The organism is Georgenia muralis (genome assembly GCF_003814705.1).
Lineage (GTDB): Bacteria > Actinomycetota > Actinomycetes > Actinomycetales > Actinomycetaceae > Georgenia > Georgenia muralis.
The window spans coordinates 4037083-4050209 of sequence record NZ_RKRA01000001.1 but is presented as its reverse complement, the minus strand read 5'-3'; the positions used below and the strand labels follow the sequence as shown (position 1 = coordinate 4050209).

The 13127-nt window shown below is 73.7% G+C and carries 14 protein-coding genes; 7 read left to right on the top strand and 7 right to left on the bottom strand.

The genetic code is table 11. The features are described from left to right. Positions 1–150: 150 nt before the first annotated feature. Positions 151–405 (top strand): type II toxin-antitoxin system Phd/YefM family antitoxin, encoded by a 255-nt coding sequence (locus EDD32_RS18235; RefSeq protein ID WP_123919820.1) that lies wholly within the window; start codon positions 151–153, stop codon positions 403–405. 142 nt (positions 406–547) lie between these two features. Here EDD32_RS18235 and EDD32_RS18230 read toward each other — a convergent pair whose 3' ends face one another. Both EDD32_RS18230 and EDD32_RS18225 read right to left on the bottom strand, forming a co-directional pair. Next, on the bottom strand, positions 548–1090 hold the full coding sequence (locus EDD32_RS18230; RefSeq protein WP_123919818.1) for a TetR/AcrR family transcriptional regulator: 543 nt from the start codon (positions 1088–1090) through the stop codon (positions 548–550). 72 nt (positions 1091–1162) lie between these two features. Then, positions 1163–3412 (bottom strand): hypothetical protein, encoded by a 2250-nt coding sequence (locus tag EDD32_RS18225; RefSeq protein WP_123919816.1) that lies wholly within the window; start codon positions 3410–3412, stop codon positions 1163–1165. A 377-nt stretch (positions 3413–3789) separates the two neighbouring features. Between EDD32_RS18225 and EDD32_RS18220 the strand changes: the two genes are divergently transcribed. The 4 genes from EDD32_RS18220 (at position 3790) to EDD32_RS18205 (ending at position 5750) form a co-directional block, all read left to right on the top strand. Further along, positions 3790–4479 (top strand): AfsR/SARP family transcriptional regulator, encoded by a 690-nt coding sequence (locus EDD32_RS18220; protein ID WP_170175354.1) that lies wholly within the window; start codon positions 3790–3792, stop codon positions 4477–4479. A 37-nt stretch (positions 4480–4516) separates the two neighbouring features. Continuing rightward, a complete protein-coding gene (locus EDD32_RS18215; RefSeq protein ID WP_123919812.1) occupies positions 4517–4804 on the top strand; it encodes a hypothetical protein in 288 nt (95 codons plus the stop codon). A gap of 10 nt (positions 4805–4814) precedes the next feature. After that, the gene (locus EDD32_RS18210) at positions 4815–5153 is read left to right on the top strand and encodes a hypothetical protein (RefSeq protein WP_123919810.1); all 339 of its coding nucleotides are present in this window, start codon (positions 4815–4817) and stop codon (positions 5151–5153) included. Between the two features lie 126 nt (positions 5154–5279). Continuing rightward, entirely contained in the window at positions 5280–5750 is a 471-nt protein-coding gene (locus EDD32_RS18205) for an SRPBCC family protein (RefSeq protein ID WP_123919808.1), read from the top strand. A 27-nt stretch (positions 5751–5777) separates the two neighbouring features. On the opposite strand, the gene EDD32_RS18200 is transcribed toward EDD32_RS18205, so the two are convergent. The 5 genes from EDD32_RS18200 to EDD32_RS18180 all read right to left on the bottom strand — a co-directional run bounded on the left by EDD32_RS18200 (position 5778) and on the right by EDD32_RS18180 (position 9436). Continuing rightward, positions 5778–6446 carry a winged helix-turn-helix transcriptional regulator gene (locus EDD32_RS18200; RefSeq protein WP_123919806.1) on the bottom strand — a complete coding sequence of 223 codons (669 nt, stop codon included), beginning with the start codon at positions 6444–6446 and terminating at the stop codon, positions 5778–5780. Then, the gene (locus tag EDD32_RS18195) at positions 6446–6910 is read right to left on the bottom strand and encodes a VOC family protein (protein ID WP_123919804.1); all 465 of its coding nucleotides are present in this window, start codon (positions 6908–6910) and stop codon (positions 6446–6448) included. The genes EDD32_RS18200 and EDD32_RS18195 overlap by 1 nt, the downstream gene beginning before the upstream one ends. 73 nt (positions 6911–6983) lie before the next feature. Next, positions 6984–7262, bottom strand: coding sequence for an alpha/beta fold hydrolase (locus EDD32_RS18190; protein WP_211338888.1), 279 nt, complete (start codon positions 7260–7262; stop codon positions 6984–6986). Between the two features lie 238 nt (positions 7263–7500). After that, positions 7501–8841, bottom strand: a complete 1341-nt coding sequence (locus EDD32_RS18185; protein ID WP_246006217.1) for an MFS transporter — start codon at positions 8839–8841, stop codon at positions 7501–7503. A 181-nt stretch (positions 8842–9022) separates the two neighbouring features. Beyond that, a complete protein-coding gene (locus tag EDD32_RS18180) occupies positions 9023–9436 on the bottom strand; it encodes a YkvA family protein (protein ID WP_123919800.1) in 414 nt (137 codons plus the stop codon). Between the two features lie 173 nt (positions 9437–9609). On the opposite strand from EDD32_RS18180, the gene EDD32_RS19700 reads away from it, so the two are divergent. Further along, positions 9610–10224 carry a TetR/AcrR family transcriptional regulator gene (locus EDD32_RS19700; RefSeq protein WP_246006216.1) on the top strand — a complete coding sequence of 205 codons (615 nt, stop codon included), beginning with the start codon at positions 9610–9612 and terminating at the stop codon, positions 10222–10224. Positions 10225–10344: 120 nt separating this feature from the next. Beyond that, the gene (locus EDD32_RS18170; protein WP_123919798.1) at positions 10345–13065 is read left to right on the top strand and encodes an MMPL family transporter; all 2721 of its coding nucleotides are present in this window, start codon (positions 10345–10347) and stop codon (positions 13063–13065) included. Positions 13066–13127: the final 62 nt, after the last annotated feature.

Genomic DNA, 13127 nt, shown 5'->3' with positions numbered 1-13127 from the left:
GCACGAGTGGCCGGGGCTTTGTCAGTACGTCCGGACAAGCGTAGCAGCGGGCTCGGGTGGTGGGGGGACGGGTGGTCATGCACCGGCGAGTGTGGGGACGACCGCCGCGACCCGGTGGAGAAGGCTGGTTGGTCCACTAGACCACGTGGCATGGTGAGCGAGGTGAACGTCCACGAGGCGAAGACCCACCTCTCCCGACTTCTCAAGCGGGTGGAGGCCGGCGAGCGCGTGGTGATCTCCCGCGGCGGCACCCCTGTGGCAGACCTCGTGCCGCACGTCCGGTCCACACCGGGGCCCGGACTGCTCAAGGGGCGGATCCGCTACGACTCGGCGACGTTCGACGATCCTGACCCCGAGCTCGTCCGGGCGATGGTCGAGGTGCCCGTCGACCCGGCGGAACCCTGACGGTGCCCCTCGACAGCCACGTCCTGCTCTGGTGGATGACCGACGACCCGCGGCTGGGCCCTCCGCCCGTGCGTCCATGGCGTCCTCTGTGCGACCGTCCTTCTCGGCGCCGAGCATCTGGGAGCTGCTGCTCCTGACGGGCTCAGGCGAGCGCGCCGCGCACCACCAGGCCGAGCACGGGCCGCGGGTCGGTGTCGTCGTGCCGGGCGACCCGGTGCAGGAGCAGGCCCTCGAAGCATGCGGCGACGGCAGCCGCCGCCGTGCGGGGGTCGCGGGCGCCCAGCGTGGCGAGGCCGGCGACGCCCATGGCCTCCAGGGTCGCCCGTCCGCGGGAGAGGACCTCGCGGAGCGGTGCGTCGTGGCTGGCCTCGAGGAACAGGACGAGCCGTGCCGTCGTCGGGACGCGCGCCGGCCCGGTGAGGAGCTCGAGGAGGCTGCTGAGGCCCTCGACGAACTCCTCGGGCGAGGTGGGCTGGAACGCCGTGCCGACGCCGGGCATCTCGCGCTCGAGGATGCGGTCGGCCGCCCCCTCGACGAGCGCGCGACGCGTGCGGAAGTAGTTCGAGGTCGAGCCCTTGGGCAGCCCCGCCCGCTCGTCCACCCGCACGTGCGTGAGCGAGCGCAGGCCCTCGGTGCCGAGCAGCTCGACGGCGGCGTCGAGCGCCCGGGTTCTCGTCGTCGTCACGCTCGCACTATAACGGTAGTGACTCCCGGTAACGGACGTAGTAGCGTCGGTTCATGGCGCGACCTCCGCGACTCAGCTCTCCTCGCTCCCGCCCTCGATCGCCACGGTGGTGAAGGTGACGCCCGCCGCCGCCTCGCCGTCGCCGGTGCGCACCAGCAGCTCGAGCTTGTGGGCACCGGCCTCGGGGGCCTCCACCCACGCCTCCTCGCCCGCCGCGACCTCATGACCGTCCAGGACCCATCGGATCTCGGCGTCCCGGCCGACGTCGACGCCGGGCACGGCGGCCCACAGCTGCAGCGCGCCCCCGGCGGGAAGCGTCTGGTCGTCGACCGGGTGCATGATCGCGACCGACGGCGCGCGCGCCGGTACCTCGACGCGAACGGTCTCCGAGACCGCCGTGGTGAAGCCGTCGTGGGCCAGGACCCGCAGCTCCACCGCCCCGGCGGGGAGCGCGCCGGCGTCGACGACGACCCCGTCGCCGGTGACCCCGGTCGCGACGGCGTCCCACGTCCGGCCACCGTCCTGGGTCGCCTGCACCCAGAACTCCGGCTCCTTGCCCGCGTGTGCCTCCCACCGCACGTTCGTCGACCCGTCGTCGCCGGGCTCGGCCGTGACGTGGTGGACCTCGGCGGGCTCCTCGGGGGCGTGCCGGACCCAGAGCTCCCCGGCGTCGCCGTCGATCGTGAGCGCGTCGCCGACCTCCACGTCCGGGACGAACGCCTGGAAAAGGTAGGAGGACGTGTCGTCGTCGTCGCACCCGCACCCGCCGCCGTGGGTGGTGAGGCGGACCAGGGGCGCCTGGGCGAGGACCTCCCCGCCGCGTCCGCGCAGGGAGACCGTCAGGCCGGTGCGCCGGCCGTCGAGCTGGGTCGAGGCCGCCACGCGCGCGACGGTGAGCACCTCGGGACGTCCGCCCGGGTGGACGACGCCGGTGACGGAGATGACCTGCTGGGCGCGCATGTCCGCCCTCCTCCACGGGTCCGGCGGGTAGGGAAGGTCCTCCTCGACCCGATACTTCCGCCACTCCCGGTACGTGTCCAACCACGGCTGGTCGTTCTCCCACCGCGGGTCGAGCCGTGCGTGCTGGATGAGGCGGCGGTGCTGGTAGAGCGACATCCACTGCGGGAAGCAGTAGGACATGTAGTCGCTGGTCGCGCCCGGCACCAGGACGGCGCCGGTGGAGGTGTCGAGACCGTACTCGCCGATCGACGCGGCGGCGTAGGGCTCGTAGGTGGGGTAGCTCGGGTCGGTCGCGCCGGCCGCGCCGCACGGGGTGTGCTGGAAGCCGTACCCGTGCCCGATCTCGTGGAGCAGGGTCCCCTGGTCGCCCGAGACGGCGGAGCCCAGGCCGCCGATCCCGCACCCCGGGACCCCCAGCGGGATGCCGCTGGGCAGGAGGCCGTAGTAGACGACGTCGGTCCGGTTGCCGTCCGCGGTGCGCCGGTTGGTCAGGGCGTTGAGCAGCAGGTTCCAGTTGGCCGAGCAGCCGCCGGCGTTGAGGCGGGGGTCGTCGAGCGGGCGGGTCCACGCCAGCGTCGCCCCCGCCTGGGTGAAGGAGCCCCAGGCCTGGACGGGCATGGCGCGCAGGGCCCGCGCGGAGGTGGCCTGGAGGTCGGCGAGGCTGGGCGCGGCCAGGTTGAGGGGCGGCGGGGTGGGGATCCCCGGGGTGGCGTTCGCCGTCGTCGGCCCGTTGTAGCTGACGAGGATGCCGCGCAGCCGCAGCGTCTGGCGCAAGGTGGCATCGACCGTCACGGTGCGCGTGTCGTACTCCCGGCGGGCGCCGTCGGTGAGCGTCACGGTCATCCGGACGTTGCCCCAGAACGTCTCCGGGGGCACCCGGAAGTTCAGGGTGTGCGCCACGTTGCCGCGCTCGGTGGCGTAGTCGAGGAACGGGCGCGCCCGGACGGTGCCGGGCGCCAACGGGGAGAGCGTGGCCACGTCGACCCAGAGGAACCCCAGGATGCGGCGTTGCACGCGCAGCCGGCCGGTGACCCCGTGCACCGTTCCGAAGATGCCGCCGCGCACGTACACCCGCACCCACGTCGTCTTGCCCGCGACGAGCCGCACCGAGTTGTCGGCGCCGCGGTCGGCGGGGTCGGTGAGGTGCTGGTGCGCCTGGTGGTGCTGGATCGACTGGGTGACCTCCATGCCCGTGGCACGGACCCACCAGAAGCGGAACCTCTCCACCGCCCAGTCGTCCCAGACCCGGCGGGGCAGCACCTCGGCCACCCGCCTGGCGTCGTCCGAGCCGAGCGCCTCCGCGAGCCGAGCTAGCCAGTCGTCCCGATGCATCGTCGGGTCGCCGTGCGTCTCCGGTGCCATCAGAACCACCTCCTGGTCGTGCCGGCCCCGGTGGCCCCGGCGGACGCGGTCCCGGGCATGGTCGCGCAGCCGGCGTTACGGAGCCGTTACGGCCGGTCGTCGCGGCGACGGCGCACCCCAGGCGCCCGGCGGTCGGTCCCCGTGCCGTCGTCGCCGGGAGGATCGTTGACCCCGCGGAGACGCGGACCGTACCGTCGGTGCCTCAGGGGTCGAGAGCTCAGGGATCGAACATGACCTCGTCCGACGGCGGAGCGACGCAGGTACCAGTGGCACGCCCCCGGCACGGTGTCCCGGACGCGCCCGGGCCGCGCTGGGAGCTCGGTCTTCTGGGCGGTTGGCTCCTCGAGGGGCCGGCCGGTGTGACGGCGGACGTGCCCATGCGCGAACGACGGCTCCTCGGTCTGCTGGCGCTGCACGGACGGCGCTCCCGTCCCCACCTCGCCGCCCTGCTGTGGCCGGACAGTGCGCCGACCCGCGCCCACGGCAACCTCCGTGCGGCCGTGTGGCACGTCCAGCACCGGCACCCCGGGCTGCTGGAGGGGGAGCACGGCGCGATCCGGCTCTCGCCGGCGGTCCGGGTGGACGTCCACGCCCTCAGGGCGGCCATCGCCACGCTCGAGGCCGAGGGACCTCCGCCGTCGTGCGAGGGCTTCCTCGACCTGCTCGGTCACGACGAGCTGCTGCCCGGCTGGGACGAGGCGTGGGTAGCCGAGGAGCGGGCCCCGCTGCACCAGCACCGCCTGCGCGCGCTGGAGACCCTCGCGGGAATCCTGCTGGAGCGGGGCGACCTGGCTGGGGCGCTGACGGCGGCGCACCGGGCGGTGACCCTCGACCCGCTGCGCGAGAGCGCGCACCGGGCGCTGATCAGGGTGCACCTCGAGGACGGCAACCACGCCGAGGCCGTACGGATCTACCGGTCCTACCGCGGACGCGTGCGGGACGAGCTCGGGGTCGAGGTCTCCCCACGGCTGGTCGCGCTGGTCGCGCAGGTGCACCAGGCGGCTGCCGCGCCGGATGGTCGGGCGGTCGGGGGTGTGTCGGCCCCGCAGACGCTCGCGCTACCGTGAGCGGCACGGCAACGACGCCGGACGGCGGGAGACGACCATGCGCACATCGGTGCTGACCTCACGGTCGGGGGAGGCGTTCACGGTCCGGATCGGCGACGACGGCCGGATCGCCGACGTCGACGGCCCCTGGCCCACCGAGCCCGGTGCGGAGGTCGTGCTCGAGGGCGATCTGCCCGCCCACGCCTCGGCGCTGGATGCCCCGGAGTCGGTCCGGGCCGACGCCCTCGCTCGCGGGTTGGACGTGTGCTTCCACAGCGAGAGCCCGTGCCGCACCTGCTACTGCGACGGCTCCGGGCGTCTGGTCCGCTGCGTCGCGATGTGCTGAGGACGCCGCCATGGAGCGCTTCGCCGCGAACCGCGCCGCACCGAAAGAGGCCGCCGAGGTCGCCGGCCGCGCACCCCGCGCCGACGTCACGCAGGCCGACGACGCGGCGCAGGAGTACCTCGATGCGTGCCTCGCCTCCCTCGCCCGTGACCCCGAGGCGCCGCTGCCCGAGCCGGAGACCTTGCGTCGCCTCCTCGGTGGGCCGCTGAGCGTCGGGCACGCGGTCGTCGACGACGGCGTCGCTCCGGCCCGCGCGCTGTGCCCGGACGGCTCGAGCGGCGACTGCTGGCGTGAGCAGCGGCGCGAGGGAGGCCGCACGTACTGGGTGTGGGTCTGCAGCTGCCACTAAGTGTCTGGGTGGCCGCCGCCCGACGGCTGCCGGGCGGGGGTGCGCCGGCCCGACCTCCTTTCCTCCGATGTCCCCGGGCGGCGATAGCGTGGCGTCCGACCGCTTCCCCGACGAATCGAGCCCTCCATGTCCAGCAGCTCCGTCACCGTCTCGCGCACCGTCGCGGCGCCCGTCGAGACGGTCTGGGACGTCGCCACCGACCTCGAGGCCATGCCGGGAACCATGTCCGCGGTCGCGCGCGTCGAGGTCCTCGCCGGTGGCGACCCGTTCGACGTCGGCACCCGGTGGCGCGAGACCCGGGTCATGATGCGGCGGGAGGCCACCGAGGAGATGACCGTCACGCATGCGGCGCGGCCCTCGACCTACACCGTCGAGGCCGAGGACCATGGTGTCCACTACGTCTCCACCTTCGCGTTCACCCCGCTGGGTGCCGACCGCACCGAGGTCACGCTGACCTTCGCCGGCGAGCCCACGAAGCCGCAGAACCCGCTCGCCAGGGCGATGGGCCGCCTCGGGCTGCGGATGGTGAGGAAGGAGCTCGAGAAGGACCTCGCCGACCTGGCGACGGCCTCCGAGGCGGCTGCCCGGCGCGGGTGACCCGGCGCCGGTGCGGGCGCCGGGTGCTCACGCCGGCACGACGACGGGTGCAGGTTCGGCCTCCAGGTGGAAGACCGCGGCGAACCGGTCCAGCGCTCCCTGGTCGCCGTCGAGCACGCGGACGACCCCCGTGAGCAGGGCCTCCTCGGGCGACACCGCCCCGGCGATGACCTCCCGGATCGCCGGACCGGCGGCCAGGGTGAGCGTGGCGTCGTCGATGGCGCCGCGGGTGACCGCGAGCTCGCCGTCGCCCACGGCCAGGGTCAGGACGACGTCGCCGACGTGCACGACGAACGTGCCGGACCACCCGGTCGCGGCCGACGGCCGGAACGCCGTCCGGAACGCCATGGTCATCGAGTCCGGCGTGACGACGTCGTCGGCGCCGGGCTCTCCCATGGCGCGGAAACCCCACCGACCCAGGGCGAGGACGACGTCCTCGAGGCCGCGGCCGTACTCGGTGAGGTCGTAGACGAGGCCGTGGGCGAGCGGGACCCGGCGCACCACACCGGCCGCCTGGAGCTCCTTGAGCCGGGTGGCGAGGATGTTCGTGGGGATACGAGGCAGGCCGGCCTTGAGGTCGGAGTAGCGGCGCGGGCCCACGAGCAGGTCTCGGACGATGAGCAGCGCCCAGCGTTCGCCGACCAGCTCGAGGGCCGTCACGACCCCGCAGTACTGCCCGTACGCGCGTGGTGCCATCAGGCCTGCGGCGCCTGCCCGTCGCCTCCGGCGCCCTGCTGGGCCATGAACGCCTCGGGACCCTGCTCGGCCGCCATGGGGTGCATCCACAGCGCGGAGAAGAGGTTGCCGTCCGGGTCCTCGAAGTCGCGGGCGTACATGAAGCCGTAGTCCTGGGGCGGTCGCGGCTCGGCGCCGCCGGCAGCGAGGGCTCGGTCGAGGATGGCGTCGACGTCCTCGCGGCTGTCCCGGCTGAACGCGGTCTCCACCTGCAGGGAGGTGCGGGGATCGGCGATCGGCTTGTCGGTGAAGGTGGCGAAGAAGTCGCGGGTGAGGACCATGAGGTAGAGGTGCTCGTCGATGACGACGCACGCGGCGTTCTCGTCGGTGAAGTTCTCGTTGATGCGCCAGCCCAGGCCCGTGTAGAACGCCTTCGCGCGCTCGAGGTCGGTGGTGGGCAGGTTGACGAAGAGCTCGGTGGCCATGATGTCTCCCTTGACGTGGCGGTGCCGCTCTCGTGCGACGTCCCATCATGGTTGCTAAAAACAAGCGGACTTGTCAATAGCAAGCGCGAGGGAAGGTTGACGCCTTCTCGAGCCCCAGCGCGTCGAGGAGGGCGACGACGTCGGCCGTCATCTCGTCCCGGGTGTAGCCGGCCTGCGGTGCGTCGGTCCATCCCGAGCCGTGCAGGTCCGGGCAGATCACCCGCCGGTGCGACGCGAGCCCCGGAATTATCTTGTGCCACCCGTACCAGTGCACTGGGGCACCGTGCAGGAGCAGGACGGGGTCACCCGCGCCCGCCTCGGCCACGTGCATGCGCAGACCCGGCAGGTCCACGAAGCGGTGCTCGACGCCGTCGACGTGCGGCAGGTCGGTGCGGGCGGTCGTGGTTCGCTCTGATGAGCCGCCGAGGCTCTGCTTGCGCTCCGGGGCGAGAACTTACTACGTCTGTTGTGTCCTGTCACTACTGCTGTAGTGCCCACTGTACGGAGCGACAGCGCCCGGGCAGGGCCAGAGGCTCGGCGGGGAGTGTTCGGTGGTTCGGGGTGGAATCCGTGGCCCGGCGCCGTCGGATCTACCCCGACATTCCCTCGGTCTCGTCCGCGCCCTCGACAGTCGCCGGGACGTGGTGGTCCAGCGGGTGCTCGAGCTCGTCGCGCGGCATCCGCGCCAGGATCACCGCTGCGACGGCGAGAAGGACCGGGACGAGGCCCGCCACGAGGAACACCGGGCCGAGGCCGAACGCCTCGCCCACCGGACCGGCAAGGGCCATCGAGACCGGCATGAGCAGGATCGAGACGAAGAAGTCGAGGCTCGAGACCCGCCCCAGCAGGGCCGCGGGGACCCGCCGCTGCAGGAGCGTGCCCCAGATGACGGTCGCCGCCCCGCTCGTGAGACCCACGACGAACACCGCGGCCACCATGACCCAGAGCCGGTCGGTCAGGCCGATGACCGCGACCGGCATCGCCCCGGCGCCCCAGAGCATGACCATCACCGTGAGGTAGCGCCGCGGCAGCCGCCACGAGGCGACGAGGAGCGACCCGAGCGCGCCGCCCACGCCGAACGACGCCAGCACCAGCGCGAACGCCCCGGCCCCGCCGCCGGCCTGGTCGCGCACGGCGAACGGCAGCAGCACCTCGATCGGCCCCATGAGGAGCAGCACCCAGCCGGTCGCGAACAGCAGGGTCGCGAGGAACCACGGCGTGCGCACCATGTAGAGGTAGCCCTCGCGCAGGTCGGCGACGAGCCCGGCCACCGGGTTCCGGTCCGTCGGCTCACGTGGCGGGAGCGTCAGGCGCAGCCGGCTGAGGCCGACGGCGGCGAGCACCTGGGACCCGGCGACCAGCGCGAGGGCAAGACCGGGGGAGAGCGCCGCGATCGCCGCGCCGGCCAGCGCCGGGCCGGCGGCCTGCATGACGGCGGGCCGGAGCACCCCCTCGACACCGTTCGCCGCCAGGAGGTGCTCGGTGGGGAGCACGTTGGGCAGCAGGGCCGAGTAGGCGGGGTAGAAGAAGCCCTCGGTCGCGCCGACCACGACCGCCACCACCACGAGGTGCCACAGCCTCAGCGTCCCGGTGAGCGAGAGCGCCGCGAGGGCGCCCACGAGCAGCGCCTTGGTCGCCTCGACGCCCAGGAGGATCCGGTCCTGCGGGACGCGGTCGGCGAGGACCCCGCCGAAGAGGACCGCCACGAGCATCCCGACGGCGGAGCCGGTCGCGACCTGAGAGAGCTCGACCGGCCCGCCGTCGATAGCGATGACCTGCCAGACGAGCGCCACGATCCAGATCCCGGTCCCGAGCAGCGAGAGGGTGAGGGCGAGCGCGAGGATCCGGTACCGCCTCACGGTGAAGGGAAGCAGGGCACGCGGGAGCGGACGGCGTGACCGGCGCCGGTCGGTCGTCCGGGTTCCCGGCACGGCTCCACCTCCTCGATGACGGCGCCACGGCTCTGCGGGCAGCCGGTCTCGCGCGCGCGAGCGGCACGTCTGAGGACACTGTGCGCCGGAGGTCGTTCGACGGTCCATCGGATTTCGGCGGTCCGAAAGCGTCGGTGGGACGGCGGACGCTCTCGTTCGGCCCCTGCGGCGGTCCGCGAGCTCAGACCCGGACGAGTCGGCGGATCGTGACGAGGCCCTCGGGAGTCCCCGGCCAGTGCCGCTCCAGTGCTTCTGGGCCGGCCGCGCGGACGACCGAGCGCAGTACGAGGGCGACGACGATCACGTCGTCCGCGTAGCCGAGGACGGGGATGAAGTCCGGGACGAGGTCGAACGGCAGGGCGAGGTAGGCGAGGAGCAGCACGAGGCGAAGGTGGACGCCGCGGGGGAGCGAGGTGTCGCCCACGAGGCGTCTCAGGAGCCGCAGCACGTCGGGGAGCAGGCGGACGGCCTCGCGCAGGCGGATCTCGTCCGGCTTCGTGAGCCAGAGCGAGACGAGCAGGACCAGCCACAGCACGAGCAGGGCGCCTGCCAGGCCGGCAAGAACCGGCCACGCGCTGCTCAACCACTCCGGCATGCGCTCCACCTGTCCGTTGCCCGCAGCGGCCGACGGTGCTCGGGAGCTGCAGTGAGGTGCCGGCCAGGACCTCGAGGATCCTCCGCCGGACTCGGGCGATTCTCCAACACGAGGGGACCGCATGCACCAGATGCAAACTTGCACTGCGTGCAGTTGAGCCGCACCATGGACCCATGACGGTCGAGCCGGCTGCCGGGCGCCGCGAGCTCAACAAGGCGCGCACCCGCCAGGCGCTCCTCGACGCCGTCAAGGAGCTGAGCCGCGAGCGCGGTGTCGACCGCGTGACGGTGGACGACATCGCCGACCGGGCCGGCGTCTCTCGCCGGACGTTCTTCAACTACTTCGCCGGCATCGAGGGCGCCGTCGCCGAGGCGACCGCCGCTCCCGTCCAGCGGCTGGTCGAGGCGTTCCTGCGCCAGCCCCGGGCCGGCGACCCGCTCGCCGCGATCATCGCCGCGGTCCGCGAGTCCCCCGTCGACGAGGGCCTGCTCGGTTGGCAGCCCGCCGACCCCGCGGCCGCCGAGGACGCGGCGGGACACCGCGCCCACCTGCGGCTGTGGCAGCACCACGAGGACTGGCTCGCCGGCGTCCTCGCCGAGCGGCTCGACGACGACGACCCGCTGCGCGCCCGGACCCTCGCAGCCACCGTCATGACCCTCTTCGAGACGGTCGAGCGGTCCTGGCGCGTACGGAGCGCCGGGATGTCCGACGCCGACGCCGTCGCGCTGTTCAACGCCGACCTCACGTGCGCGCTCGAGCACGCCCGCGCCGGGTGGCGAACCGCCTGACCGGCCCCGCGACCGGCACCGGCACCAGCACCGACAACCCGCACCTGCCGCCTCCGGGCGCCACCCACACCACCCGCCACGACCGTGGCGGCAGGGCCACGCGCCCGGAGAGGAGCCCTCGTGGCCGCCCTGCTGCACCGGATCGGACGCTGGAGCGCCCGGCACCACTGGAGCGTCGTCGTCGCCTGGCTGCTCGTCATCGCCGTGGCCGGCACCGGCGCCGTCGTGCTCGGCAAGCCCCTCGGCAACGACTTCACCATCCCCGGCAGCCGCTTCCAGGAGGTGCTGGACGAGCTCGAGCGCGAGATCCCCGAGGCCTCCGGCGTCATCGGCACCGTGACGTTCTCCACCGAGGACGGCTTCACCGAGGACCAGAGGGCCGCGGTCGCCGACGTCACCGAGGAGTGGTCGGCCATCGACGGTGTCATCGAGGCCACCGACCCCTTCGAGGTCCAGGCCCAGCTCGACGGCACCGGCGAGCAGCTCGCCCAGGGCCGCGAGGCGATCGAGGCCGGCCGCGCCGAGCTCGAGGCCGGGCGGGCCGAGCTGGCCGCCGGTCAGGAGCAGGTCGACGCCGGACGGGCCGAGGCCGAGGCCGGTGCCGCCGAGCTCGACGCCGCCCAGGCCCAGCTCGACGAGCAGGCCGCCCAGCTCGAGGCCGGGCGCGCGATGATGCCCGCCGAGCAGATCGCGGCCGCCGAGCAGCAGCTCGCCGCCGGACAGGCGCAGGTCGACGCCGGCCGGGCCGAGCTCGCGGCCGGCAACGCCCAGCTCGACGCCGCCCAGGCGGAGATCGACACGGGCCTGGGCCGGCTCGAGCAGGGTGAGGCCGACCTCACCGCCGGCGAGGCCGAGCTCGACCAGGGCGAGCGGCTCGCCGCGCTGACCGACGGCGTGCGCCAGGTGTCCGAGAACGGCACCGTGGCCATGGCGCAGATCCGCTTCGACGCCGTCGGGGGCGGCACGCTGCCCGCCGAGGTCACCGAGGCGGTCCAGGAGATCGGTGCGGACCTCGAGGGGACCGGCGTCGAGGTGGACTACTCCACCGAGGTCGTCTCCGACGTCTCCAGCGTCATGGGCCCCGGCGAGGCCATCGGCCTGGTCATCGCCGCGATCGTCCTGCTCGTCATGCTCGGCTCCCTCCTGGCCGCCGGGCTGCCGCTGCTCGTCGCCGCGGTGGGCGTCGCCGTCGGCATCGGCGGGGCCCTGGCGCTCAGCGCCGTCGTCGAGATGACCAGCGTGACCCCGGCGCTGGCGCTCATGCTCGGCCTCGCGGTCGGCATCGACTACTCCCTGTTCATCCTCAACCGCCACCGCATCCAGCTCTCGGGCGGTATGGCGCGGACCGACTCGATCGCCCTGGCCACCGGCACCGCGGGCAACGCGGTGACGTTCGCGGGCATGACGGTCGTCATCGCGCTCGCGGCGCTGACCGTCACGGGCATCCCCTTCCTCGCGGTCATGGGCCTCGTCGCGGCCGCGACCGTCGTCGTCGCGGTGCTCGCGGCGATCACCCTGACCCCGGCGCTGCTCTCGCTGCTCGGGGAGCGCGTCCTGCCGCGACGTCGGCGTGGTGCGGCGCGGGCCGCCGGGGAGCGTCGCGCGGCGAGGGCGGCTCACCCCGCCGGCGCGGCGACGGCGGAGCCCACCGGCTCGCGGCGCGAGAGCCGTCCGAGCCGGAGCTGGGGCGCCGTCGTCCAGCGGTACCCGTGGCTGGCGATCGTCGGCGTCGTCGTCCTCGCTGGGGTGCTCGCCAGCCCGGTCCAGCAGCTGCGCCTGGGCCTGCCCGACGGCAGCGCCGAGCCCGCGGACTCCACCGCGTACCGCACCTACGACCTCATCCGCGACAACTTCGGCGCCGGTGCCAACGGTCCGCTCATCGTCGTCGCGACTCCGGATGAAGTGCCCGCCGACGACGCCGCGGTGACCACGGTCCAGCTCGACGTCGCCGAGGACCTCGCCGGCGTCGAGGGCGTGGAGTACGTGGTCCCGTTCGGGGTGAGCGAGGACCGCTCCACCCTGGCCTTCCAGCTCGTGCCGGCCGAGGGGCCCTCGACCGAGTCGACCGTGGACCTCGTGCACCGGCTCGACGACGCCGCGCCCGTCATCGGTGAGGCGCGCGGGGCCACGCTGGGCCTGACGGGGCAGACCGTGGCGAACATCGACATCTCCGAGCGTCTCGCCGACGCGCTGCCGGTGTACCTGGCCGTCGTCATCGGGCTGTCGCTGGTGCTCCTGCTGCTGGTGTTCCGCTCGATCTGGGTGCCGCTGCTCGCGACCGCGGGCTTCCTGCTCTCCCTCGCCGCGGCGTTCGGAGGCATCGTGGCCACCTACCAGCTCGGGATCGGCTCGGGGATCTTCGGGGTCCACGAGCCCGGACCGATCCTCAGCTTCCTGCCGATCATCCTCATCGGCGTGCTGTTCGGCCTGGCGATGGACTACCAGGTGTTCCTCGTCTCGGCGATCCGCGAGTCGTACGTGCACGGCGAGAACGTCCGCGCCGCGGTGGTCAGCGGGTTCGACCACAGCGCCCGGGTGGTCACCGCGGCCGCGATCATCATGGTCTCGGTCTTCGGCGGGTTCATCTTCGCCGAGCTGACGATGATCCGGCCGATCGGGTTCGGGTTGGCCCTCGGCGTCCTGGTCGACGCCTTCCTCTTGCGGATGACGCTCACCCCGGCGGTGCTGAGCCTGCTCGGGGAGCGGGCGTGGTGGCTGCCGCGCTGGCTCGACCGGGCGCTGCCCGACGTCGACGTCGAGGGGGCCAAGCTCGAGCGGTCGCTCGGGATCGACGACGGCGAGCAGCCGCACGCCGTGGCGCAGCCGGCGCCGGTGCGCTGAGCAGGGTCGGCCCGCGTTACCGCGGGCCGGCGCGCACCGCGGGCTGCCGTTCCCTCGCCGTG